Source organism: Clostridia bacterium, from assembly GCA_026414765.1.
Lineage (GTDB): Bacteria > Bacillota > Clostridia > Acetivibrionales > DSM-27016 > SKW86.
The window spans coordinates 1-25,601 of the sequence record JAOAIJ010000050.1; the positions used below are offsets into that span (position 1 = coordinate 1).

The 25,601-nt window shown below is 37.1% G+C and carries 25 protein-coding genes and 4 tRNA genes; 6 read left to right on the forward strand and 23 right to left on the reverse strand.

Annotation, left to right across the window (positions count from 1 at the left end; all coding sequences use genetic code 11):
- From N3I35_18775 to N3I35_18805, 7 genes are all read right to left on the reverse strand, one after another.
- Positions 1 to 341: phenylacetate--CoA ligase (locus N3I35_18775; protein ID MCX8132128.1), on the reverse strand; the 341-nt coding region annotated here is incomplete at its 3' end.
- 142 nt (positions 342 to 483) lie between these two features.
- Entirely contained in the window at positions 484 to 1,059 is a 576-nt protein-coding gene (locus tag N3I35_18780; protein MCX8132129.1) for an indolepyruvate oxidoreductase subunit beta, read from the reverse strand.
- Positions 1,056 to 2,798 (reverse strand): indolepyruvate ferredoxin oxidoreductase subunit alpha, encoded by a 1,743-nt coding sequence (gene iorA, locus N3I35_18785; protein MCX8132130.1) that lies wholly within the window; start codon positions 2,796 to 2,798, stop codon positions 1,056 to 1,058. The genes N3I35_18780 and iorA overlap by 4 nt, the downstream gene beginning before the upstream one ends.
- A gap of 25 nt (positions 2,799 to 2,823) precedes the next feature.
- Entirely contained in the window at positions 2,824 to 3,036 is a 213-nt protein-coding gene (locus tag N3I35_18790; protein MCX8132131.1) for a hypothetical protein, read from the reverse strand.
- Positions 3,037 to 3,157: 121 nt separating this feature from the next.
- Positions 3,158 to 4,456 carry a phenylacetate--CoA ligase gene (locus tag N3I35_18795; GenBank protein ID MCX8132132.1) on the reverse strand — a complete coding sequence of 433 codons (1,299 nt, stop codon included), beginning with the start codon at positions 4,454 to 4,456 and terminating at the stop codon, positions 3,158 to 3,160.
- Positions 4,457 to 4,490: 34 nt separating this feature from the next.
- Complete coding sequence (locus N3I35_18800; GenBank protein ID MCX8132133.1) at positions 4,491 to 6,110, reverse strand: L-lactate permease; 1,620 nt, start codon at positions 6,108 to 6,110, stop codon at positions 4,491 to 4,493.
- A 208-nt stretch (positions 6,111 to 6,318) separates the two neighbouring features.
- Entirely contained in the window at positions 6,319 to 7,947 is a 1,629-nt protein-coding gene (locus tag N3I35_18805) for an MBL fold metallo-hydrolase (protein MCX8132134.1), read from the reverse strand.
- A 225-nt stretch (positions 7,948 to 8,172) separates the two neighbouring features.
- On the opposite strand from N3I35_18805, the gene N3I35_18810 reads away from it, so the two are divergent.
- Entirely contained in the window at positions 8,173 to 8,460 is a 288-nt protein-coding gene (locus N3I35_18810; protein ID MCX8132135.1) for a hypothetical protein, read from the forward strand.
- A 46-nt stretch (positions 8,461 to 8,506) separates the two neighbouring features.
- Here N3I35_18810 and N3I35_18815 read toward each other — a convergent pair whose 3' ends face one another.
- The 3 genes from N3I35_18815 to N3I35_18825 are packed head-to-tail and all read right to left on the reverse strand — an operon-like array spanning position 8,507 to position 11,590.
- On the reverse strand, positions 8,507 to 9,484 hold the full coding sequence (locus tag N3I35_18815; protein MCX8132136.1) for a M42 family metallopeptidase: 978 nt from the start codon (positions 9,482 to 9,484) through the stop codon (positions 8,507 to 8,509).
- Positions 9,477 to 10,550: a M42 family metallopeptidase gene (locus tag N3I35_18820; protein MCX8132137.1), complete on the reverse strand. Its 1,074-nt coding sequence runs from the start codon at positions 10,548 to 10,550 to the stop codon at positions 9,477 to 9,479. Before N3I35_18820 ends, N3I35_18815 begins: the two co-directional genes overlap by 8 nt.
- The gene (locus N3I35_18825; protein MCX8132138.1) at positions 10,535 to 11,590 is read right to left on the reverse strand and encodes a M20/M25/M40 family metallo-hydrolase; all 1,056 of its coding nucleotides are present in this window, start codon (positions 11,588 to 11,590) and stop codon (positions 10,535 to 10,537) included. Before N3I35_18825 ends, N3I35_18820 begins: the two co-directional genes overlap by 16 nt.
- 229 nt (positions 11,591 to 11,819) lie before the next feature.
- Between N3I35_18825 and N3I35_18830 the strand changes: the two genes are divergently transcribed.
- The 3 genes from N3I35_18830 (at position 11,820) to N3I35_18840 (ending at position 12,360) form a co-directional block, all read left to right on the forward strand.
- Positions 11,820 to 11,896 (forward strand) — tRNA-Ile (locus N3I35_18830).
- Positions 11,897 to 11,999: 103 nt separating this feature from the next.
- A tRNA-Phe gene (locus N3I35_18835) sits at positions 12,000 to 12,075 on the forward strand.
- Between the two features lie 199 nt (positions 12,076 to 12,274).
- Positions 12,275 to 12,360, forward strand: a tRNA-Tyr gene (locus tag N3I35_18840).
- 275 nt (positions 12,361 to 12,635) lie between these two features.
- Here N3I35_18840 and murD read toward each other — a convergent pair.
- Positions 12,636 to 14,030, reverse strand: coding sequence for a UDP-N-acetylmuramoyl-L-alanine--D-glutamate ligase (gene murD, locus N3I35_18845; GenBank protein MCX8132139.1), 1,395 nt, complete (start codon positions 14,028 to 14,030; stop codon positions 12,636 to 12,638).
- A gap of 37 nt (positions 14,031 to 14,067) precedes the next feature.
- Complete coding sequence (locus N3I35_18850; GenBank protein MCX8132140.1) at positions 14,068 to 14,607, reverse strand: nucleotidyltransferase domain-containing protein; 540 nt, start codon at positions 14,605 to 14,607, stop codon at positions 14,068 to 14,070.
- A gap of 143 nt (positions 14,608 to 14,750) precedes the next feature.
- On the opposite strand from N3I35_18850, the gene N3I35_18855 reads away from it, so the two are divergent.
- Positions 14,751 to 14,837 (forward strand) — tRNA-Leu (locus N3I35_18855).
- A gap of 65 nt (positions 14,838 to 14,902) precedes the next feature.
- Here the strand turns inward: N3I35_18855 and N3I35_18860 are convergent.
- The 10 genes from N3I35_18860 to N3I35_18905 all read right to left on the reverse strand — a co-directional run bounded on the left by N3I35_18860 (position 14,903) and on the right by N3I35_18905 (position 24,076).
- Positions 14,903 to 15,688 carry a protein-glutamate O-methyltransferase CheR gene (locus N3I35_18860; GenBank protein MCX8132141.1) on the reverse strand — a complete coding sequence of 262 codons (786 nt, stop codon included), beginning with the start codon at positions 15,686 to 15,688 and terminating at the stop codon, positions 14,903 to 14,905.
- Positions 15,689 to 15,859: 171 nt separating this feature from the next.
- Positions 15,860 to 16,264 carry a nucleoside-diphosphate kinase gene (ndk, locus tag N3I35_18865; protein MCX8132142.1) on the reverse strand — a complete coding sequence of 135 codons (405 nt, stop codon included), beginning with the start codon at positions 16,262 to 16,264 and terminating at the stop codon, positions 15,860 to 15,862.
- Positions 16,265 to 16,452: 188 nt separating this feature from the next.
- Positions 16,453 to 18,477 carry a bifunctional 4-hydroxy-3-methylbut-2-enyl diphosphate reductase/30S ribosomal protein S1 gene (locus N3I35_18870; GenBank protein ID MCX8132143.1) on the reverse strand — a complete coding sequence of 675 codons (2,025 nt, stop codon included), beginning with the start codon at positions 18,475 to 18,477 and terminating at the stop codon, positions 16,453 to 16,455.
- Positions 18,478 to 19,065 carry a 1-acyl-sn-glycerol-3-phosphate acyltransferase gene (locus N3I35_18875; GenBank protein MCX8132144.1) on the reverse strand — a complete coding sequence of 196 codons (588 nt, stop codon included), beginning with the start codon at positions 19,063 to 19,065 and terminating at the stop codon, positions 18,478 to 18,480. It abuts the gene before it with no gap.
- A gap of 4 nt (positions 19,066 to 19,069) precedes the next feature.
- On the reverse strand, positions 19,070 to 19,762 hold the full coding sequence (gene cmk, locus N3I35_18880; GenBank protein MCX8132145.1) for a (d)CMP kinase: 693 nt from the start codon (positions 19,760 to 19,762) through the stop codon (positions 19,070 to 19,072).
- Between the two features lie 122 nt (positions 19,763 to 19,884).
- Positions 19,885 to 20,238 carry a chorismate mutase gene (gene aroH, locus N3I35_18885; GenBank protein ID MCX8132146.1) on the reverse strand — a complete coding sequence of 118 codons (354 nt, stop codon included), beginning with the start codon at positions 20,236 to 20,238 and terminating at the stop codon, positions 19,885 to 19,887.
- Between the two features lie 98 nt (positions 20,239 to 20,336).
- A complete protein-coding gene (locus N3I35_18890; GenBank protein ID MCX8132147.1) occupies positions 20,337 to 20,756 on the reverse strand; it encodes a HutP family protein in 420 nt (139 codons plus the stop codon).
- Positions 20,757 to 21,009: 253 nt separating this feature from the next.
- Positions 21,010 to 21,654: a hypothetical protein gene (locus tag N3I35_18895; protein ID MCX8132148.1), complete on the reverse strand. Its 645-nt coding sequence runs from the start codon at positions 21,652 to 21,654 to the stop codon at positions 21,010 to 21,012.
- 126 nt (positions 21,655 to 21,780) lie between these two features.
- Positions 21,781 to 23,010, reverse strand: coding sequence for an NAD(P)/FAD-dependent oxidoreductase (locus tag N3I35_18900; protein ID MCX8132149.1), 1,230 nt, complete (start codon positions 23,008 to 23,010; stop codon positions 21,781 to 21,783).
- 166 nt (positions 23,011 to 23,176) lie between these two features.
- Complete coding sequence (locus tag N3I35_18905) at positions 23,177 to 24,076, reverse strand: MurR/RpiR family transcriptional regulator (GenBank protein ID MCX8132150.1); 900 nt, start codon at positions 24,074 to 24,076, stop codon at positions 23,177 to 23,179.
- A gap of 369 nt (positions 24,077 to 24,445) precedes the next feature.
- Between N3I35_18905 and N3I35_18910 the strand changes: the two genes are divergently transcribed.
- A complete protein-coding gene (locus N3I35_18910) occupies positions 24,446 to 25,105 on the forward strand; it encodes a hypothetical protein (GenBank protein MCX8132151.1) in 660 nt (219 codons plus the stop codon).
- A gap of 219 nt (positions 25,106 to 25,324) precedes the next feature.
- Here N3I35_18910 and N3I35_18915 read toward each other — a convergent pair.
- Positions 25,325 to 25,601: oxaloacetate decarboxylase subunit alpha (locus N3I35_18915; GenBank protein MCX8132152.1), on the reverse strand; the 277-nt coding region annotated here is incomplete at its 5' end.

Here is a 25,601-nt window from a genome sequence, read left to right on the forward strand (position 1 = left end):
ACTTCAGCCCATGTATCGATATCACGACGGGTATAACCCACAACCGTTTGCTTTCCAGTGGTACCTGAAGAAGCATGGATTCTCACAATTTCACTCAATGGCACTGCAAACAGACCATACGGATAAGTATCTCTTAAGTCTTGTTTATAGGTAAATGGAAGCTTTTTTAGATCCTCAACTGATCTGATGTCCGAAGGCTCCAATCCTATTTTCTGCATTTTTTCTCTGTAAAAAGGAACATTATGATATATCCTTTTCACTGTGTCTATAAGCCTGTCGTACTGCACTTTTGATAGCTCATCCCTATCCATGCACTCATATGTCTTATTCCAGAATGCCATACAAAACACCACCATCCTTATTACTATCTCAAATGTTTATACCTAAATATTTTAATATCACTGACATAAATACAGATAGTGAGGAAAGAATACAGAGTGTTGATGTGTCCGTTACTCCGTCCTCTTTACTTTTCACTTAAATTTAGCCTGCGTTATATCCTGCTTCAAATGCATTCATATTCACCTCTAAAAACTTCGCAGGAACAGTTTCTCTGATAGACTCAAGCCATGTATCCTTCTCTATTGCAGTACCTTTTGCCATCAATCCCAGGAGTACTATATTTACAGCTTTTATATTTCCGCACTTTTTTGCTATATCTAGAGCATCTATTGAAATAACATTTTTGTAGCTGGCTTTCAGCTTATCAATGATATTTTCAGGGTAAGAAGCCTTTCCCATAATAACAGGCATTGGATTTATTGTCTGCTCGCTGACTATGAGCTTTCCGTCTTCTTTTAAATACTCGACCCACCTAAGTGATTCTAGCTGTTCAAAGCCAAGAATCACATCAGCTTCGCCCTGCTCTATCAAAGGAGAGTTTACTTTTTTGCCTATTTTCACATAAGTAACAACGCTTCCCCCTCTTTGTGACATACCATGCACTTCTGATACTTTAACATCATAGGATTTTTTAAGAGCAACATTTCCCAGTATTCTGCTGGCAAGCAGAGAACCCTGTCCGCCCACACCGACAATCATTATATTCAAATCACTCATTTTGAGCCACCTGCCTTTTCAAAAGCATCAAACGCACATACCTTGGTACATAGCCTGCATCCCACACAAAGAGCCTCATTTACTTCTATATGTCCGCCTTTATTCACTATTGCCGGACATCCGACAGTCATGCATTTTTTACACATTTTACATTTTTCAGAATTTATTTTTAATGAACCTTCAAATTTTACATTTTTAAGTAACGCACAGGGACGCTGAGATATTATAACCGAAGGCTCCTCTGTTTCTATTTCTTCTTTAACGACTTTCTCAAATTCTTTAATATCAAATGGATCAACTACTTTTACCCTTTCTATACCAACAGCATTTGAAAGCTTTACAAGGTCAACCTGCCTTGTAGGCTCACCTTTTATGGTAAATCCTGTAGTTGGGTTATGTTGATGACCTGTCATTCCTGTTATAGAATTATCGAGGATTATTACAGTAGAATTACCTTTATTGTATACTACATCGATTAAGCCGGTAATTCCTGAATGAATAAATGTGGAATCCCCTATAACTGCAACGGTCTTTTTTCCAAATTCCTTGCCACGGGCTTTTTCCATACCATGTGCAATACCTACGCTGGCTCCCATACATACACATGTATCCATGGCTTCAGACGGCGGTAATGCTCCAAGAGTATAACAGCCTATATCTCCGCTTACATTCAACTTTAATTTTTTCAGTACATAAAACATTCCTCTGTGAGGACATCCGGGACACATAACAGGAGGCCTTACCGGTACAATATCATTTATTTTAGATTTTGTTTCCTCCTTTAATCCAAGCAAGCATTCACGAATAATCTTTGCGCTCAATTCACCTGTTACAGGCAATTTGTCCTTACCTGTAACTTTTATGCCCATTTTCCTTATTTGATCTTCTATAAATGGTTCCAATTCCTCAACTACAAAAAGTTCCTCAACCTCTGAAGCAAACTGCGCTATTAATTTATCAGGCAGTGGATATGCCATACCTATCTTTAAAAATGATGCATCAGCAAATACCTCTTTGGCATATTGATAAGCTACTCCACTTGTGATAACACCTGTCTTTTTGCTTTTCCATTCTATCTTGTTTATATCTGAATTATTCGAATATTCCTTCAGCTCAGACATCCTTTTTTCTACTACCAGATGCCTTTTTCTTGCCATAGCAGGCATCATAACGTATTTGCTAAAATCCTTACTGTATTCCTTTAACTGATAATTAACCCTTTCGCCCTCTTCTACTATGCTCTGTGAGTGAGCTATTCTTGTAGATAATTTTACTATTACAGGGCAGTCAAATTCTTCGCTTATTTCAAACGCCTTTTTTACAAAGTCCTTGCATTCCTGGCTGTCTGATGGCTCTAGCATCGGAACTTTGGAAAATCTGGCATAAAATCTGCTGTCCTGCTCGTTCTGAGAACTGTGCATTCCAGGATCGTCAGCAACCATTATAACAAGCCCGCCGTTTATTCCTGAATAGGAAACAGTAAATAATGGGTCAGCTGCCACATTCAATCCAACGTGCTTCATCGAGCAAATACTCCTTGCACCTGCTATTGAAGACCCTATTGCAACTTCCAGAGCTACTTTTTCATTTGGAGACCATTCAGAATATATTTCATCATACTTTGCAATATTCTCTGTTATTTCCGTACTGGGTGTACCTGGGTATGCAGTAGCAATAGTAACACCTGCCTCATAAGCTCCCCTGGCAACAGCTTCGTTACCAAGCATCAACTTTTTCATTTACATTTCCTCCCCGATTATTAGGTTATTGATTTTCTGTTTCTTGATTTATCTCTGATGTGGAGATCTTCTTGTCCAGCTTTTCTAGTAATGTCCTGTTTTGTTTCTCAATATTGGCAACATATTTAGCTACCTTGACTAAAAAACATACAACCAAAATCATAAAAATAGGCTGTATTAAGTATGTGAAAATCATATAGTAGCTTAAGATTGAACCAAAAATACTAATATTGTCCATTTCACGTGACCGCCCTTAAAAATATTAATGTAAAATACTCAGTTTTCATTATTACAATTATAAGACATAAACATTTTAATGTAAATTAATTTATTGTAACCCTGAAAATCTATTTATTGGTTTATTTATTCCTTAAATCAATAACTCTTTTTGCCTTTCCGACAGAACGTTCTATAGACTTAGGCTCCACCAGCTTTACTTTTGCATCTATCTGTAATACCGTTTTTATCTTGTGTCTTATATTCTTTTCAATATTCTCCAGTTCGCTGAATTTCTCCAGCACTTTCCCATCAATAAGTTCTACCTGGACTTCTATATCGTCCATATAGCCCTTTTTGGTAACAATTATCTGATAATGAGGTCCTATGTGCTCCATCCCCACAAGTACGCTTTCTATCTGCGATGGAAAAACATTCACTCCCCTTATTATGAGCATATCGTCAGTTCTTCCGAGTACCTTGTTCATCCTTACACTTGTTCTGCCACATTTGCAGGTTTCAGGATTGAGTATGGTAATATCCTTTGTCCTGTACCTTAACATAGGAATTCCCTCTTTTGTAAGAGTTGTGAGAACCAGTTCACCTTTTTCACCATAGCCAAGAGTTTTTCCGGTATCCGATTCAATTATTTCAGGATAATACAAATCCTCATTAATATGCATTCCGCACTGATAGATACATTCACCGGAAACACCCGGGCCTACTATTTCGCTTAACCCATAGTTTTCAGTAGCAAGTATCCCCCACCTTTTTTCTATTTCAGCTCTCATTTCAGGAGTGTGTCCTTCTCCGCCAAACAGACCCAGTCTCAGTTTATGCATTCCCTTCTTTATTCCCATTTCCTCTGCGATTTCGGAAAGATACAGCACATATGAAGGAGTCCCAACAAGGATTGTCGAACCAAAATCCTGCATTAGCATCATTTGTCTTTCAGAATTACCGCTTGATGCAGGTACTACAGTAATGCCAACCTTTTCAAGACCATAATGCAGCCCAAAACCCCCTGTAAATAACCCATAGCCAAATACAACCTGTGCTATATCATCTTCACAACCACCTGCTGCAACTATCAATCTGGCAACTCCTTCAGACCAATCATCCATATCCTTTTTTGTATAGCCTACTACTATGGGTTTGCCTGTCGTACCTGATGACGCATGTAATCTTACTATTTTCTTCATCGGAACAGCAAAGAGACTGTACGGGTAATTATCCCTCAAATCATTCTTAGTTGTATAGGGTATTTTTTCTATATCGCTTAAGGTTTGAATATGTTCGGGCTTGAGACCGATTTCATCAAACTTATTTTTATAAAAAGGCACATTTTCATAAGCTCTTTTTACAACATCTCTTAGCCTTTCAAGCTGTAAAGCTTCCATATCCTTTCTATTCAGACATTCAGCTCCCTTGTTCCAGATCATAATAAAATCCTCCCATAAATAGTTTTCAAATAAACTAGAGTATTCCTGTTTTCAACAGCATAACGACAAAAGCAGAAGTAACAAGTGTAAGGAGCAGAGAGAAAACAAATGCTATACGTATGACCTTGTTCTCCTCTCCGAGTTTATCAATCGACGCAGCTGCATTCTGAAGCTTGGCAGGTGAAATAACACTGGCAAGTCCCCCACCAAAAGCAAGCCCGGCTGTTATTATCAGCATTCCGGTAATATTGAGGTTTAGCTCCTTGGATGTAGTAAGTGTATATTTAGCAAACATAGCGATGGTTGACGCTTCACTTCCTGTTATAAAGCCTCCAAATAGTCCTATAAACGATACAATAGCACTATATGCTCCCTTAAACACGTCTGCAGAAAAGTTTGCCAATACCTGTACCATACTGCTGTTTGCAAACTTGTTCTGTATCATATCAAATCCGGACATATTCATAAGTTCACCTATAGCAAAAAATACAGCTGCTGAAAAAACCGGTCTCGGTGCTCTCTTCCACCATACTTTCAAGGTGTCTTTGATCTGTACGGCAGATGGACGCAAGAACGGAATGGATAGGAGAATACTTACAAATATCCATGTATACGCATTCCACAAAGCTCTGGTAGCTATAGGTGATCCATCTGCAGTAAGTCCCTGGATAGGGAGTTTGTTAACATTGTAAAGATAATTGAATAATGGTTTAGGAACATTTAGTATAAGTATTACTGCAATCAGAATCAACCATGGCATCAATGCTCTCCATAGAGGAAACTTTTTCTCATATTCTATTTCTTCATCTGTCAGTCTACTCCTGTCTATTACCTTTTTACCCGTAACCAGCAAGTAAACTGCCATAGTTATAATTACTGCTATACCGCATAATACCCCGGTAAGAGTTACAAAATTGTCATACCTGTTGGTAAAGTAAGATACTATACCAATCACCAATCCGGTGATAAGACAAGGGAGCCAGCCTTCTTTTACAGCTTTTGCCCTGCCTACTATCCAAAGCATGCAGAAGCCTATCAGCGTCGAGACAACAGGAAGGAAAATAAAAAATATACTCCCTATGTCAGATAATGAAAGCTCACTGCCTTTTTGAATTATATTGTTTTTTACCAGAAAATCGTTTGCTATCCCGTGGAATACTACGATTGGCGCTCCAAGTAGAGCGTATGTGCATAATGAATCATACCCGATGGAGGGCAGTGCTATAGCAACATAAGTAGAATAACCCATTGCGATCAGAATGGGCGGCAAAAGTGAAACCGGAGTTGCACCTACAGCCACCATAAGGGTTCCAAATCCTATATTAATCATCATAATTTGCACAGCCTTGTTTTCACTGGCTATTGTCTTTATGAATATGATAACCCTCTTTAAGGCACCGGTCTTTTCCATGTACGCCATTTGTAATAATGAAGTTGCAACAATAAGAGAAACGGGAAACGATTTGATAAGTCCTGCTAAAGAAGATCTAAAAATTACTTCGAGGTTTGTCCTGAAAAATAAGAATGCTATTACGGAGATAATTAACCACCCAACAATACCGCTTATATCAGCCGGTTTTCTCCAAATAATGAGCATAAAAAGAATTACTGCTATTGGAAGCAGCGTTAATAATAGTGACCCCACTGACCACATGTTCTACCATCCTTCCAAACTTACAAATTACAATACCTACCATACTTCTACCTACCTGCAAGGCTAGTATAAGGAAATTGTTCTTTAATATTGTATAACATAGACAAAAAAAAATAAAGAAGTTTTTGTTTAGAAAAACTTCTTTATTCTCTTTGCTTTTCACTTTTTTGATATTTTTTTCAGTCATATAATTGTTGAAAAAATATCCCTACTTCAAAACCTCGACCATATTCTTTTCCAGAGTCTTCAGCTTAGCCCTCAGTTCATCTACCTCAAGATCGCTTTTGTCCTGCTTCAACTCATTCTTTAACAACTCTGCCAATTCATCAAATTCTTCCTTAAGAGTCTCCAGCATTTCAATAACTGCTAGCCTCTTGTAGCTGTGACTTGCTGTATGCTGCTTTTCACCGGCTTCTACTACTCTTGCAGCATTAATTATGTATGAATCGCCCTTTCCAGGTATTATAGTATCTATATTGAATCTTTCATTTATTGAGGCTGCAAAATCCATCATGCCATCCTCTTCACCATGCACAATAAAAATCTTCTTCGGTTTTCTGTTGAATTTCCCTATCCACTCCAGCAAGCCATCCCTGTCTGCGTGTCCCGAAAACCCCTCTATCATCTCTATTCTTGCATTTACAGAAATATCTTCACCAAAGAGTTTTACCTTTTTTGCCCCATCTACAAGTTTCCTTCCCAATGTACCGACTGCCTGATAGCCTACAAACAGTATAGTACACTCCTTTCTCCAAAGATTATGCTTCAGATGGTGTTTTATTCTTCCTGCTTCGCACATTCCACTTGCAGAAATGATAATAATACTGTCATCTCTCTCATTCAGCGCTCTTGACTCATCGGGAGTTTTGGTAAACTGCAGGCCGGCAAACTCGAGAGGGTTATCACCATTAGCAATATATGCCTTTGCCTCTTCATCATAACAATCCAGATTTCTTCTGAAGATTTCCGTTGCTGATATTGCTAAAGGGCTGTCGATAAAAACAGGCATACTGAGCAGTTTCTGGATTTTGGAATTATATTTGTCCCTTTGCTTATGCAGCTCATATATGATTTCCTGAGTCCTGCCTACCGCAAAAGAAGGGATTATTACATTTCCACCCTTATCAACTGTTTCATTTATTATGTCAACAAACCTCTCAACTTTATTTTTATTATCTGCATGGAGCCTGTTTCCGTATGTCGATTCTATGACAAGGTAATCAGCACTTTCTATGAGTGACGGATCTCTCAATATGGGTATATCTTTGTTGCCAAGGTCTCCGGAAAATACTATTTTGGACTCTTCCCCGTTTTCAGTTATCCATACTTCGATTATGGAAGAACCAAGTATGTGGCCTGCGTCATTAAACCGAAGCTTTACTTCATCATTCAGCTTTATGACTTCACTATATTCGACACTGCGGAAAAGCTTAATACAGTCAATCGCATCCTGATATGTATACAAAGGTTCTACCGGAGGCTTACCGGCTCTTTGTCGTTTCCTGTTAGTCCATTCATTTTCAAGTTCTTGTATATGACCGCAGTCAGGTAACATTATGCTGCACAACTCTGTTGTCGCTTTTGTTGTGACGATTTCGCCCTTGAATCCGTCAATATACAATTTAGGTATCCTGCCGCTATGATCGATATGGGAATGGGTGAGTAACAAATAATCAATTTCTGAAGGATTAAATGCAAAATCCTCTTCATTCAGCGCGACTTCCTTTGAATGACCTTGGAATAATCCACAATCGACAAGAAGCCTATAATTCTTTGTTTCCAAAAGATAACACGAACCTGTCACAGTTTTTGCTGCTCCCAGAAAGGATATTTTCATATAAGCACCTCACAATATTAGCGCTACTTTTCTGCGCAGAAGTAGGTATAGGTATTTGTTTATAATTCGACGCAAATTTGTATATTTCCTCTTTATTCATCTTTATATTTTTATCCTGTTTTTTAAGTACAAAATTCTTTTGTATCTATAGTAAATAATGTAAATAAAACAAATGTCCTTTTCTTATTTTATTGTTCCTTACACACTATTTTAGGAGGGTAAGTAATGAAAAAACTTGAAATTAAAGAATTCGGATTGATCAGTATTTTCAAAGTCTCAATATATATTATGGTAATTCCTATGGCCTTATTCATTCTTATAGGAATTATTATGTGTATTGCCGCTATTCTTCTAAAATCCGGACAATTTTTGTTCATTGGTGCTGTATATGCCATTCTGCCTGTAGTTGCTATTCCTTTTTATGGAGCAATATACATGCTTATCGGATTTATATATAATACTTTTTCGAAACGTTTCGGAGGCCTTGAGATCACAATTCAAGAGCGTGAGTAATAAATAAAAGGTCTATTGCAAAACAACAGACCTTTTATTTATTTAATCATAATATTGCTTGCGAAAGCAATTTTACAGCATTCTCCAGATCACTTACACTCACCATTTCCACCGGGCTATGCATATACCTGCAGGGTATGGATATTGCTCCAGAGGGTATACCTCCAGCTGTTAAGTGTATTGCCCCAGGGTCACTTCCTCCTGCTTCCAGTATTTCAAACTGATAAGGTATGTCTAGTTTTTTAGCAGAATTCTCCAATATTCTCCTGACCTCCGGGTGGCATATGACCGAGCTGTCCTTGATTTTGATAGCCGGGCCTCTTCCGCATTTTACTTCCATCGGTTTTGTTTCAGGCGTATCCCCTGTCAGAGTAACATCCACTGCTATAGCGATATCTGGCTTGATCTGATAAGCAGCAGTTCTGGCTCCTCTTAATCCCAACTCTTCCTGAACAGTAAACACAAAATACAGTTCATTTTCGGTTTCAGGGTGGTTTTTGACAGTTTCTACAAGTACTGCACACCCACTCCTGTTGTCAAGAGCTTTTGAGATTATCTTACCATTTTCGTTCACTGCATCTCCGATAAAGCAAGCGGTATCGCCTATTCGAATCTTCTTCTCCGTTTCATCTTTACTGCTTGTACCAATGTCTATATACATTCTTGATAGCTTTAAATCCTTCATTTCTTCGATTTTTTCCTCATAAAATACAGAACCGGTTGTTCCATTTTTAAATCTTACTTTCTGTCCAAGAGAGTAATAAGGTGAAACCCAGCCTATATTAGAAAAACGTATAAAGCCTTTTTCATCAATATAGGTGGCCATTATGCCTATCTCATCCATATGGGCTGCAAGCATTATCTTTTTACCCGTACCCTTCTTAACCGCTATAAGATTCCCAAGTGTGTCGGAATATATCTCATCTACCTTGTCCTTTATCTCGGTCTTGATAACCTCACTTATTTCTTCCTCATTTCCGGATACTCCAAATGCATTTGTAAATTTTCTGACCAGATCAAACATCTATATACCCTCCGTTCTTAATTGCTTCTATTTTACTCTGATCCTTACTAAATCCGTTTAGCACTTCCCGTGTCAGAGCAATACAGCTTTCAAAATCATTTTTATTCATTACAGATACGGGCGAATGTATATATCTGCATGGAACTGAAATCGTTGCTACCTTTACCCCTTTATGTACTTTTTGTATTTTGCCCGCGTCGTTTCCACCAGTAGTTGTCTGTTTGTACTGGACACTGATATTATTGGCTAAAGCAGTTTTATAGATAAAATCTACGAAGTTTTTTGCTGCGTATGATGTTCTATCCATGATGGTAAGGGCTGCTCCTTTGCCCAGAATAGTTGAATACTCGTACTTTTCTACCCCTGGTACATCAGAGCAGGTAGTACCCTCCAGTACAAGGGCTAAATCAGGGTTCACTGCATATGCTGCAGCCTCTGACCCTCTTAATCCTACTTCTTCCTGTACTGTAAAACATGCATATAAATCAAAGCTATATTTGTTTTTCAGCATTTCTATCAAAACCGCACATCCAACCCTATCATCCAATGCTTTAGCTTTAATACAACTATCACCAAATTCAGTAAACTCACTTGAAAAACAAATATAATCCCCTCTTGGTGCCAGCCTCTCTGCTTCCTCCCTTTTATCCGCTCCAATATCAATATACATGCTCCTGAGTTTGATATTATTTCTTCTTTCTTCCCTTTCCTGGAGGTGTATTGTTTTACTTCCTATTACACCAGGAATGCGCCTATCGCCTATAAACACCTTTTTCCCCGGAAATATTCTCTCGTCCATGCCTCCGACCATCTTAAACTTAAGAGTGCCGCCGTCACCATATCCGGTAACCATAAATCCCACTTCATCCATATGCGCCGACAGCATCACCTTGTACTTGGAAGAATCACCTTTTTTATAAGCAATCAGGTTTCCCATAGTATCAACCGTTATATTATCAACGTAAGTACTGATCTGTTTCTGTATGTAATCTCTTACCGCATCTTCGTTTCCCGAAACCCCGTTTAGCTCTGTTAGTTCTTTTAGAATGCTCAAATTGAAAGACATTGAATCCCCTCCCTACCTGGTTCTAATCTCTTTACAAATGCCGCTACAGCTCTTGCTGCATTTTTTATGTCTTGTACATCAACCGTTTCAACTGTTGTATGCATATACCTTACAGGAATTGAAACCAGCAATGAAGGAATTCCGGCTCGTGAAACCTGAGTTATCCACGCTTCAGTACCTGTGTCATCAGGCTCAACATCAATTTGGAATGGAATATTCTCTTCTTTACATATTTCCATCAGCTTTTTGGTAAACTTTCTATGAAGGTTTGGCCCGATAGCTATGGCAGGTCCTTTCCCCAAAGGATATGTCTCATCTTTTGGGGCATCAGGCATATCTCCATGACATGCATCTATAATTACGGCTATATCAGGTTCAAGATTGAAGGATACTGTCTCAGCGCCTGTGCAGTGTGTCTCTTCCTGTACAGTTGCTACAAAATATACATCAATTTCATGCAGAACTTTTGTCAATTCTTCCATAACCCCGAGCAGTACAGCAATTCCACAGCGGTTATCTACTGTCTTACCGCTTAACTTACCTCCTTGCAGTTCATTCATTTCTGATTTAAAGGTAATTAAGTCCCCTATACTAATTATATTCTTAACATATTCCGCATTCATTCCCACATCAACGTACAAATCATCCATTTTAACTGCCTTCTTTGTTTCTTCGGGTTTTAAGAGATGCGGAGGCTTTGCTCCAATAAAGCCGGGAATCTTGTCCCTTCCATGAACTGTTACTTCCTGAGCCAGCAATATTTTACTGTCTATACCCCCTATATTGGCTAATCTGAGAAAACCATTTTCATCAATACTTTTGACAAGAAACCCTATCTCATCAAGGTGTGCGGTAATCATTATCCTATACTTTCCATTTCCTGTACCTCTCTTGATTGCAACGACATTATAAAATTTATCGATGCCTACATCATCACAATATTCACCAAACAGTTCTTTCATCTGCTCTGCCATATCTTTTTCATATCCCGATACAGCCGCATATGTACTAAGTCTCTTCAAAATACTTATGTAATCCATATGTCACCTCATACTCAGCATACTCCGTTAAGCGGCCAATCAACACAGGTGATATCTTGGTTATCAAAGATAATTACACCCATATTCTATCAATTCAGGCACGCACTTAACTGTGCATTATATTATTAGATTATATCAGAATTAATATTAATATAATTATTATTTTTTCCATTATTTACTCTTGACGAATTGCTTATTTTCATTTATACTAGTCAATGTCACTTTTGACGGGCCTTTAGCTCAGTTGGTTAGAGCAACCGGCTCATAACCGGTTGGTCCGGGGTTCGAGTCCCTGAAGGCCCACCAATAAAACAGAGTCACAGAAAACAGAAGGAAGTAGTCATATATGAATGGCTTCTTTGAAGCTTAAATGATTTCTAACTTCTGATTTCTGACTTCTGCAGTTTAAGCCCAGATAGCTCAGTCGGTAGAGCAGAGGACTGAAAATCCTCGTGTCGCTGGTTCGATTCCGGCTCTGGGCACCAAAAAAGCTAATTCGTTTTAAGAGTTAGCTTTTTATTTTTTGTTTACATATCAACTAATTGTAATTCCAATTTATCATTAATTTCATTTAAGCTCATTAAGCCAATTAGAATTTCCTAATAAATAACTCTTGATTTTTCCCAAAATAAATGCTATACTACATGAGCAGTTTTTCTTTAATAAGCTTTGTTTTTTATTAATGGGAGGGTTCCCGAGCGGCCAATGGGGGCAGACTGTAAATCTGTTGTCACACGACTTCGATGGTTCGAATCCATCTCCTCCCACCAAAAAACAGTTCACTATATAGTGAACTGTTTTTATTTTATAAATATTTGTTTTTAAACTCTGTGAAAGTAATACATTTTGCAAACCCTGTAACATATTTAAAGTAACATACTGTACAGTATCACGCGGAATAATCTTTCCATCTATCCCTTCCAGATCAAAAGTTCCGACACATTCGTTAATCACATATGTTTTATATCCTCTTGCGCTAGCTTCACAGGTTGTTGTGTCACAACAGTGGTTTGTTTTCACTCCAGAGCTCTATCACCTTCATATTCTATAAACTATTAACTATCCGCTTAAAAATATTGCCCCTTTCTTCAAAATTCCTAAACATATCGAAGCTGGTACTTGCCGGAGAGAGAATTACTATATCCCCTTCCTTGGCAAATGAGTAAGCAGTTTTCACCACTTCCTCATATGTATTACACTTTGTTACAGTCAATTCCTCACCAGTACCCATTCTTGACATAGCTTCCTTGACTGCTGCTTCTATTTTTGATGCAGTAGCACCTATCAGCACAAGATGCTTTACTCTTTTTATTATAGGTTCTCCTATATCATCATACGGTATCCCTTTATCCTTCCCTCCTGCTATCAAAATAACCTTTTGCTTAAAAGTATTCAAAGCAGCAATTGTCCTGCTTGGGCTGCTGTCTATTGAACTATTGTAAAATTTAACACCGTTCAGTTCCCTAACAAGCTCAATTCTATGTTCTACACCTTTAAAGGCCTTTGCTACCTTACGTATTGTTGAAGGCTCTACATAATCAATAACAGCTGCTGAAGCCGCCAAATAGTTTTCAATGTTATGAACTCCAGGGATACTAATGTCTTCAGCCTTAACCAGTTCCAATTTTTTTCCCGGATTGCTAAAAACGAGCATGCCGTTTTCCAGTCCAGCACCTTCCTCAATACTATTGGTCCTGCTGAAGAATACTGCCTTCCCCTTTGCTTCAATTCCGAATTGTTTAGTTATTTCATTATCAAAATTTAGTACCAGCTTATCATTTTCACTCTGGAAGCGAAAAATGTTTTTCTTTGCGTCTGTATATTCCTCCATGGATTTATGCACATCCAGATGGTTAGGTGAGATATTGGTTATTACGGCTACATGTGGACTTTTTCGCATAGTATGCAGTTGAAAGCTGCTTAACTCAAGTACTACCTTGTCAGTTTCCTTTATCTCTTCAACTCTGCTCAGCAATGGCATTCCTATATTTCCACCCAACCAGCAGACATATCCCTGCTCCTTTAACATATTATAGATTAAAGTAGTAGTTGTTGTTTTCCCGTCACTCCCTGTGACAGCAAATATTTCAGCAGGACATAAGTCGAAAAACACTTCCATTTCAGATGTTATCTGCGCTCCGTTTTTTCTCGCCTCGACTAATTCAGGTAAATCATACCGCATTCCTGGTGTTCTGAAAACCACATCAAAGCCTTTTAGGTTTTTTAGATAATCTTCTCCTAAACTGTATTTTATATCTAAACCTTTGAAACTGCTTAATACCTGTTCCAGTTTTTCTTTATCGGATTTATCAAATGCTGTGATGTCTGCCCCCATGGAATACAAATATTTTATTAGAGGAGTATTACTTATGCCTATGCCCAAAACTGCAACCTTTTTATCCTTCATCATTTTTCTGAACTTGCTTATACAATTTTCCAAAGTCAAGCCTCCTGTGCTATAGAATTGCTATATAATTCTAATATCCTTTTCTTTTTTTGATATACTTATGCTGCATCAAAACTTTTTCCCACTTCTGCGCCCATTTTTCAGAACCAAACATCCTTGCAAACTCAATACACTGTTTTATGAATACTTCCTCATCCTTCATGCTGTTAAATGATATTCTCTCCAATATCTGTCCGAAAGTACCACACTTATCATATAATACTATACATTCTTTACAAATCATATACAAAAATGTACCGGTAATTTCATCATTATAAAGAATTTTTTCAAAGGTCTCAGGAGTATATACCTGTACCTTTACCCGAAACAGTTTTTCCTTCAGCAGTTCCAGCTTTAAAGTATCATTTATTAATATATAGGAATTTAGCCCTATATTATCATGTGTGAGTAATAATATCTCATAATCATTCTGTGAATTCCTGTCACCTCTGGCTCTGGAACCAAACAAAACCAAGCTCATAATCTCTATACCCAGTTTTTCCCCAACTGTACCGATAAGATCCTTAATTCGTTCCAACACTCTGTCACCTTTTATCCATTCACGTTCCATTTGTTGCCTCCTGATGATTACGCTGTATATAAACTGATAACTGAGAAAAATAAAAAAATAATAAATTACCACTTGCAAAAGTTGTGTTTATTTAGTAAAATGTTTATTGCGCTCACGAATTAGCACTTAGAAAACTTTATCATGCGAGAATGGCGGAATTGGCAGACGCGCTAGATTCAGGTTCTAGTGAATGCAAGTTCATGCAGGTTCAAGTCCTGTTTCTCGCACCATGAGGACTTTATTTAAAGTCCTCTTTTTATTTCTCTTAATTTAGCCTTATCTGAAGCTGGCACCTTCAAATAATTGGCAAATTGTCTTCTTTCAAATAAAAGAATGTCCTGACAGGTTTAAAACTATACCTGTTTGATAAGATTATCTGTTCGGTACTCCCTACAAAAAGTATTCCATTGACTTTCAACGCTTTATTGAACTTCTTATATATATCTACCTTTGCTTCTTCAGTAAAGTATATAAGTACATTTCTGCACACTACAAGATCACATTCCTTTGGGTATTCATCTTTTAAAAGATTTATCTGTTTGAAATCAACGCACTTCTTGATTTCATCCTTTACAACAAAAGTTTCTCCTGATTTAATAAAATACTTATCTAAAAACTCTTTCGGGAGATTTTCCACACTTTTGGGATTATAAATACCATTAACAGCTTTTTCAATTGCCCCTCTGTCAATATCAGTCGCAAGAATCCTGATATCTTTCAAGGGTAGAAATTTATTCAGCACCATTACAAGTGTATAGGGTTCATCTCCTGTAGAACAGGCGGAGCTCCATATTTTTAGTGTTTTAGACTTCTGAAGCAGCATTGGAATTATTTCCTTTTCAAGAACCTCCCACTGCTCAGGATTTCTATAAAACTCTGATACATTTATAGTAAGATAGTTTATAAATTCATTATAGAGTATTTTATTAGACTTTAAAGCTATTATATAGCCATCATAGTTATCATATCCGTTTTTACTGATTAAGGAATCAATCCTTCTTTTCATCTGTTTTTCTTTATAGCAGCTTAAGTTTATACCTGTCATAGTAAATATCTGTTCTTTAAATTTTTCATAATCCATCATAGATACGACGCCCCATTCTTTTGTATTTTCAATAACTGCATACCTGTCTGTAGAATATACATATCCACTATCCAATTCATGAAACATTAAATAACGATATGATGGTAAAAAGCAGTAAAAAGAGATGTGATTGAAAAACAGCTTAATTTTATAAGAATAATAATACTACTAGCATTCGTTAAAAAATCTTTTTATCTCTATTTCAGCGTTTTCTATTGAATCTGAAGCATGAATCAAGTTTTGATACCTGCTAGAACCGAAATCACCACGTATTGTCCCCGGAGCAGCCTCAAAGGAATTGGTCTTTCCTATCAGATTTCTGACAGTCTGAATGACATTTTCACCTTCTACAACCATTATTACAACAGGGCCCGAAGTCATAAAGTCAATCATGTCATCATATACGGGGATATCTTTTACATGTTCATAGTGTTTTTCAGCAACAGATCTCGGAATATTTATCATTTTCAAAGCAGATATAGCATAGTTTTTTCTTTCAATTCTGGTAATAAGTTCGCCGATAAGCTTTCTTTTGACAGTGTCGGGTTTAAGGATAACAAGTGTTCTCTCCATGGTCACTCTCCCATAAACTTATATTAATTAAACACATTAATAATATCTGTTTAAGATTAATATACAATACACTATATTCCATTTTACCATAACTTACTGTAAAAATAAAGGTAATAATGTCAATACAAAAAAAGAATAGGGAATGTAAAATACCCTATTCTTTCATGGATAATAAAAGTTTTTCTGCTTTATTCTTCTTTTAAGCTTGCTGAAATATCTCCTAATGTTACGGTCATTTCTTCCTTGTGTTCTGTAGGAAGTTCTTCTTCACCCTTGGTTTCTGCTTTTTCTTCATTTGGCTTCACAGGGTCTATAGGATTTACTTCTTTTATACTCAAGCTGATTTTCTTTGTTTCCAGGCTAAACTCCGTTATCTTGGCCTCAATTTCCTGGCCTATTTCCAACACATCGCTCGGTTTTGCAATCCTCATATTGGAAATCTGAGAGATGTGAACGAGTCCGTCTATCCCTTTTTCAAGTTCAACAAATGCACCAAATGGTACAATACGCACAACTTTACCTTTTACTATATCTCCGACCTTATACTTTTCTTCAGCTTTAAACCACGGATTGTCCTGGGCTTTTCTGTATCCAAGTGAAACTCTCTTTTTATCCGCGTCAAATTCGAGTATATTTACTTCAATTTTATCCCCTATTTTCAGAACTTCAGATGGATGCTTAACTTTAGTCCATGAGAGTTCTGATATATGAATAAGACCGTCAATTCCGCCTATATCTACGAAAGCACCAAAATCCATTATACTCTTTACTGTTCCCGCATACTTCTTGCCTATTTCCACGCTGGACCAGAAATCGTTTGCTGCACGCGATTTTTCTTCCTCAAGTATCACCCTTTGTGAGCCAACAATTTTCCTCTTCTGTTTATTCAGCTCAATAATCCTTACATTTATTACCTGCTTCATAAACTCATTCAGATCTTTCACAAACTTATCACTAATTTGTGAAGCTGGTACAAAAATCCTTATACCGCCGGCATTTGCAACAACACCGCCGTTTACTACATCAACAACCTTTGCTTTGACAGGTGTTTTTTTCTCATAGGCTTCTTCAATTTTTTCCCATGATTTCATAGCATCGATCTTTTTCTTAGATAACAGGACGTTACCTTCTACATCATTTACTCTTATTACAAAAACTTGAACCTCATCCCCTGCCTTTAGTGACTCGGAAGGATTGAAATCCGGGTCATCCGTAAACTCTTCCATTGGTATAATTCCATCACATTTAAATCCTAAATCCACATAAACCTCGGAATTATTAAACCCAATAATTTTCCCTTTTACGATTTCACCAGTTTTCAGTGTAACAAGAGAACTTTCAAAGGCTTCTTTAAAGCTCATTTCGTTTTCCTGTTTATTTAATTCGCTCATTTTTTTTAAAACCTCCTTGATTATCCAGTCCGGCGTTGATGCTCCAGCAGTAATACCGACTTTATTATAGTTTTTTATATCCTCCAGTGGTAATTCACCGGGCATTTCTATTTTTAGTGTTTTAGGACAGTATTTTTTGCAGATTTCATACAACTTCTGTGTATTCGAGCTGTTACTACCGCCTATTACAATCATCAAGTCAACTTTTTTTGCAAGTTCTAATGCTTCCTGCTGTCTTTGACTTGTTGCATTACATATTGTATCAAATTTTATTACATTTTCAAATTTATTTTCTAGGTATTTATTAATATTTTCCCATTTTTCCTTGGTTAATGTTGTCTGAGCTACTAAACAAAGCTTTTTCTCATCTTTTCCGATCTGTTCTGCATCTTCAATGCTGTTCACTATGTAAGCCGTATTATTACTCCAACCGTTTATGCCTATTACTTCAGGATGATTTTTATCGCCTATGATAACTATCCTGTATCCTTCATCATATTTCTGAGCGACCAGTTTATGAATTTTTTTTACATATGGACAGGTAGCATCAACAAAACTCAACTCCTTTTCCTTGATTGCCTCATATACTTCCGGAGCAATCCCATGTGCTCTTATCACAACGATTCCAGAGCCTTGGATACATTTGACATCATCTATGACGCGTGCACCCTTTTTCTTGAATCTGTCTATAACCTGTTCATTATGAATTATAGGTCCAAGCGTATATATGTCTTCATTTTCATTTAATAATCTATCTAAAGTATTTACTGCCTTGTCCACCCCAAAGCAAAATCCAGCAGTGTCGGCTAAGATTATTTCCAATTATTTTTCCTCCATCTGAGCATATACTCTTTCTATTATGCTCTTACTGAATTCCTTCAGCTCATCATTAGAGTATTTAATATTCTTATCTGCATCAAGGTAATACGGTTTTCCAAACACTATTTTTATTTTGCTGAAGGGTTTATAGTCTCCTTCGACGGAAACAGGAATAACCGGAACATGTTTTTTAATCGCAAACATAGCTGCACCTGGGTTAGGCTTAGCTACCCTTCCCGTATTTCTCTTGGTTCTTGTACCTTCAATAAACATTCCAAGTATGTGGTTGTCATCCAGAAGCTTAAATGCTGTTTTGATGGCACCTACATCCCCTGTTCCCCTCTTGACCGGAAAAGCACCAAGCCGTCTGATGAGAAAACCTACGACAGGATTTCTGAACAGCTCTTCTTTGGCCATCCAACGAATCAGACGCTTTATTCTGTACCCGATGAAAAACATATCGAGTTCCCCGGCATGATTGGCACATAGTACCGCTCCACCCTTTAAGGGTATATTTTCTCTTCCTTTAATCTCAACTCTGTATAAAATACAGAATATCAACCTCACAATTAACCTGACAATATCTTTCATTTATTTATTCCTTTATTAGAGACATAATTTTTTCTGCAACCTGCTCAATAGTATAATTTGTTGTGTCTATTTCAACTGCATCTGCTGCTTTTGACAAAGGAGCAAATTCTCTGCTGCTGTCATTTTTATCCCGGTATTCAATATCCTTCTTTACTTCTTCAAGTGAGATGCCGCTTATTCCCTTTGCTATCTGCTCTTTATACCTTCTTAATGCCCTCTCCTCGACAGACGCATTTAAAAATATCTTTAATTCTGCGTTTGGGAGTACATAAGTACCTATATCTCTTCCATCCATAACTATGCTGTTTTTATCAGCTATTTCCCTTTGCAGCTCCACAAGCTTCAGCCTTACAGCAGGTATGGCCGCAACATTTGAAGCTCCTATTGATATTTCGGGTGTTCTTATTTTGTGTGTAACATCTTCACCGTCAAGAAATATCTGCTGCTCAATTCCTATGTGAGCAATTCTGATTTCTATACTTTTTACCATTTGTGCCAGTTTGTCAGCATCCCTGGTATCGATACCTTGTCTGGCAGCCTTAAGGGCAACAGCCCTATACATCGCTCCAGTATCCAGATAGATAATGCCTAAAGCCTTTGCTACACTTTTTGCAATAGTACTTTTACCTGCTCCTGCCGGTCCGTCGATTGCTATGTTAACTTTTTTCAATTCAAACTCCTCCGTTGGCTTATTCATCAATTGGAAGATTTTCGTGTATATAATTCTATATAAATTCTAAAATTCCTCTTTTAAATAACGAGTCTGTTTAATAATCTCCTGTTTCTACTTCAAACATCTGAAAATATTGCTGGCACAAACTAAAGATCAGGCCTTAAAACCTTTGCTCCTTTGAGATATATATGCTTTATATCTTTATTGCTTTTATCGGTATTTATGTGTATTAATACTCTTACGCACTTCCTCAGGCTCCCAGGTACATCAACTTCATTTGTACACATCAGAGCAACATCGGTCCAGCCAAGTTGTCTTGCTGCTACTGCCGGGAATACTGCATCCAGATCTTTCGTAGACGAGAAAAATACACTGATTACGTCGTCCTGGTTAATACCATTTGCTTTCTCGATTTCACATAATAAGGTTTTAGTTTCATTGATAATATCATCTACTGTATTATTCTCTACAGTAATTGCGCCTCTGATTGCTCTTACCATCTTTGAACCTCCGTGCTTCCATAATACATTATTTGTGTTACTATCCCTAATTTATAGCTATTAATTTTAATAACTTTTTATTCAAATGATTCAACAGCCTATACTGCCCTGTGTCCCAAGCCAATGGATACTTCATTCAGATGCAGCAGACCTATCCCAAAGAAAATTGCTACACTTACATGATCCTTATACCTTGCTATACCTATCTTACCACCGACATTCAAGCCTATTGCCTTAGGCATTATCTGAGAAATTGCTTCTCTTGTTGCACCCGCAACAGCTCCTTCTTCAGCATGACTTTCGCTTATTACTCCTTCTCTCTTTGCGGACACAACAGCTCTTTCAATAATCTTCATTACAGAATTGATAAATTCACCGCCGTAATCTACACCAGCAGTATGTATACCTGTTTTAATAAAATCTGCCTGTAGCTGTTTTTCATCCTGCCTGTCCGCCGATAATGCTATCTTTATAGCGGCACTTGCTATTTCCTTACTTCCAAATTGTTTATTATCCACACTTAGCACATCCTTGCAAAATAATTAGTAGTTGCATACATGATAGTAATAGTTTTGTATAAACAAACATTTTTAATTCTACAAAAATCTAAAGACTTTTTGATATATTTAACTTCAATCTTTACAAACTATAATTATTATATAGGAATAATTAGCCTAAAACAACAAAAAGCTGTGAGCTTAATTAAAGTTAATCTCACAGTTAAGTTATACTATACCTTTTTCTGCTGAAAGTATTTGTACCGGATTTTCTTTAACCGATTTTTACTTGCGTAAGTTTCTTTACTCCTGACTTTATCCGGACTCTTTTATTTGCACATTCTGAGTCTATATTTTCGCTTTTAGTTATTATTATCACTTCAGCTTCATCCTGGATTCCGCTTCCGTCAATTTCCACAATATCTCCATCCTTGACAGGTAAGCTAATAACACTATTATTAAAGACTGCAGCCTCGTCGCCATTTATCAATACTTTCAACCGCCCATCCGGACTTCCGCTTAATAATTTCAGTCCGATTTCTCCCTCTTCGTACAAGTATTCCTCGACTCCAAGCGGAGTACCTTCAAACTCATCATTTCCATTGACAAATGTTCTGACAGAAGGGCTTATAAGTGCAGTCTGTACTATTACAAGCAACGTAAACGCAATAATGAATGTAAAAAACATGAAACGCTCGAAAGAAAATTTCTGCTTCTGTCTATATGAGTCAACTCTTGTAAATGTATTATTTCTTTTTTTATAGCTGTCATCAGATTTTTTCTTCTTACCCATGCTCCCTCTATCTGTACTAAAAAGCCAGCTCAGTACTGAGCTCCCAAAGGATGCTACACTTCTTCTATTCTTGATACCACTTTTATTTTTCCTGTGCTTGTTTACCCTGTAGACAAGGAGCTTCATTTTTGTCACCTCACATATTACATCAAATCCGCGAATCATACGTTAATTCTTTTAAATTATTAACGTTGTTGCGTATAGTAATAATATGCTCTGCTTTGGCAAAAAATACACGTAAGGATCAGTGTGTCAGCAATGCAATCCTGCCAGATAACCTGTAGAAAAAGCTATTGTCAGATTGAATCCGCCTGTGTAAGCATCAACATCAATAATTTCGCCTGCAAAATGTAAGCCTTTTATGAGCTTTGACTCCATTGTCGAAGGATTTATTTCGTCCGTAGAAACCCCTCCTGCGGTTACAATAGCCTCGTTTATAGGCCTTGAACCGGCTATGGTTACAGTAAGACCTTTGAGCAGTTTCACCAGGCTTTTTCTTTCTTCCCTTGTTATCTGATTAACAAATTTTTCAGGAGAAATTCCAGATAAAGCAATAATTATGGGAATAAGCTTCTGTGGGAGCAAATCATCCAAAGAGTTCTTAAATTGCTTTCTTGAATTTTTCTCAAAATCCCTCTGCACCCTATCATCCAGCTTTTCCTCATCCAGCGCGGGTTTTAGATCTATTACAAGTTTTATATCCTTGTAGCCATAATCCAGTATATGTCTGCTACCACTCAGTATCACAGGCCCCGATACGCCAAAGTGAGTAAACAGCATTTCCCCGAAATCGCTGTATACTTTCTTGCCTTTGTTATTTTGCATTGTAATACGTATATTTTTAAGGGAAAGTCCCTGTAGCTCCTTAACCCACGATTCTTCCGCAACCAATGGTACAAGCGACGGTTTCAGATCAACAATTGTATGTCCGAGTCTTTTTGCCATTTCATGTCCCTCACCTGTCGAACCTGTTCCGGGATATGAAACACCACCGGTAGCCAAAATTACAGAATCGCACTTAATAACTTCACCGGTCTTCAATTTCACACCCGTAACTGTACCCCCGTTTGTTTCAATTGCCTGAACAGCAGCCTTTAACCGGATGTTTACTCCATTGCTTTTAATATATTTTTTAAGAGCATCTATAACATCCTGTGACTTGTCCGATACGGGAAATACTCTACCCCCTCTTTCAACTTTAGTTTCCAGACCGTTTGCTGCAAAAAAAGCTATAAGCTCTTCATTGGAAAAAGTATATAAAGTCGAATACAGAAAGCTGCCATTTCCGGGAGTATTAGCTATTATTCCTTCTATATCCGTGTTGTTTGTTATGTTACATCTACCTTTCCCGGAAATAAAAATCTTTTTTCCCAGCATATCATTTTTTTCCAGGAGGATTACTTCAAGTCCGCGCTCTCCCGCTTTTCCGGCTGCCATAAGGCCTGCTGCCCCACCACCTATTACTACCACTCTCTTTGTCATACTTTATCTCCTGATATCAACATCTATTTATTATTCCCATTTCCCTAGAAAAATTAAGGGTGAATATGAATTCACCCCGTTTTATCTTACATTTTGTTAATGGTATATTAATCTCCTTTGACAGATTGATAACTGGAAGTAAAACTTATCAATCGCAAAACTTTTATTAATAGTCTTCCTTCCTAACAGGTTCAATATTATCATACTTCTCATAAACCTGGTATTCATCCCATATTTTCTCCAGCTTTTCAAAAGTCCCGTATATATGTTCTTTTCTCCTCATTGCAATTGCTACTATCAATGCATTTATCACACTCAAAGGGGCCACCAGGGAATCTACAAAGGATGCCATATCACTTCTTGCTATAAGTGAATGATCGGCATACATGGCCAGTGGTGAATCTGCACTGTCAGTAATGGCAATAACGGTTGCTCCCTGACTTTTTACATACTGCATTGCTTTAATAGTTCTCTTTGAATACCTGGGGAAACTTATACCTATTACTACATCTTCCTCCGATACTTTTATTATCTGTTCAAACATCTCACTTACACTTGTGGTATGCACAAGACGTATGTTATCAAAAATAATATTAAAATAGAAACCGAGGAAACTGGCTAAAGGCGCCGAACTCCTTACACCGAGAATATATATCTTCTTTGCCTTCAGCAGGTTTTCTACCACGTTATTGAACACACCCTGGTCAATTTCATCCAAAGTGATTTTTATTTTTTCCATATCTGACTGTAAAACGCTTTTTAGGATATTCTCTTCACTTATTCTATTTGATGATACTTCCATTCTTTGAACAGAAGTTAACTTACTCTTGATCAACTCCTGCAATACCCTTTGCAGTTTGGGATATCCATCATATCCGAGCTCTATCGCAAACCTTACAACAGTGGACTCACTAACTCCCACAACCTCGCCCAATCTTGCTGCAGTCATAAATGCAGCCTTATCATAATGATTTATAATATAATTTGCAATTAACTTTTGACCTTTACTCAATTCAGGCATGCTGACTTGAATTTTGGAAATCAAATCATGTGACTTACCTTCCATGTATACTTCCTCCCTATATAACCTTTGTAGGGGCGTGTTCCTAACCCGCCCCTACAAAAAAATTTATCCATCGTATATACCTAAATAAATAATGTACTATATATATATTACATTTTTGCAGGATAAAAATCAAGAGATTGCATAATTCAGTACTTTACACTTTTTTCTTAAAAACTCTACTAGATCAAAAATACTATAATTTAGGAAGTTTTCGACTTTGATTAGCAATGTCTTACATATGTATGATGGGAATACAAAGAATCAATTTTGCAGATAATAAATAAAATGTGCTTTAATCCCCCTGTCGCGATAGCGACAGGGGGATAATTTGATACACAATTTATTCATAATAACTTACAGGTGATTCGAATGATACAGATAGATGATGCAGGAAGTGGCAGTTTTATAGGTGGCACTTGTATTGGAGTATACAGGCCTGAAACCAATGAATACTACTTTGATATTATTCCTGTAGAATTATATGATAAAAAAAACTTCAAGAAGAAGCTATATCTAGATGAAGTGGTAACTATAGTTCAGAAGGCTTTCAAAGAGCTTCAAGTCCCAAAAACAGAAACAATAGAGATTTGTAGAGGTTATATGTTTGAAAAACTAAAAAACTGGCTAAACGATAACAGCTATTGTTGGTATGGCACACATATAACCGGAAGAATTCAGGAGATAGTGGAAAAAAATTTTGAGCTATACACTATAAGGCTGGGATTACCTGAGCAGTACATTAAATATACTCACTATCCATTTCATTTCCATAAGCTTTTAAGATGGGTTTTCGCTGATTTTGAAAATAGAATAATCCTTTGTAAAAATGGATGGAAAAGCTGGAGCAAGATAGAAGGAATTTCTTTGGATAGTTATGATGATTTGGCTGGCTCATCCAATCTTTTCTGTCTAAAGTGCGGCAAGCACATAAGGAAGAATAGTAAAATAAAGGTACTTTCTTATAATAGCAATAAAATAAATTACATATATTTACACCCTCAATGTTTTGTTGAGAGAAAAAACATGTAGGAACAAATTTCATATCTGCCCAGAACCCTAAAAGAATATATTTATTAACAATCTAATGGAATTTTGAAATTTTCATAGATTTGGCTACACGGTCTTGATTAAAATAATCATAAAGCAGGCGGATTTGGAATCCGCATCTACAGAGTAGCATAAAAAAATAACCCCTAAGCTTGATACCACCAGGCTTAGGGGTTTCCTCCAACATTCTTGATATCTATATTATAATTTGGTCTGGAATCTCTGTAATCTACCAGCAGTACTCCATAATGGGGATACCTGTGGCACTCTTCTAAAAGATCTAACTATAAGTTTTGTACCCGGTTCAGTCTCCATAGAAGCTACAGCCGCTGATATTACAGCCATTATTTCATTATTGTTGCCCGTGTCAGGATTTTCCTTTTTATTTCTTTGCTCAATCCTATATTTAAAGAATTTCTCTGCTGGCTGAGGAAGAAGCGCATAAGATAATACATCCTCATCCTGCTCAATATATTCC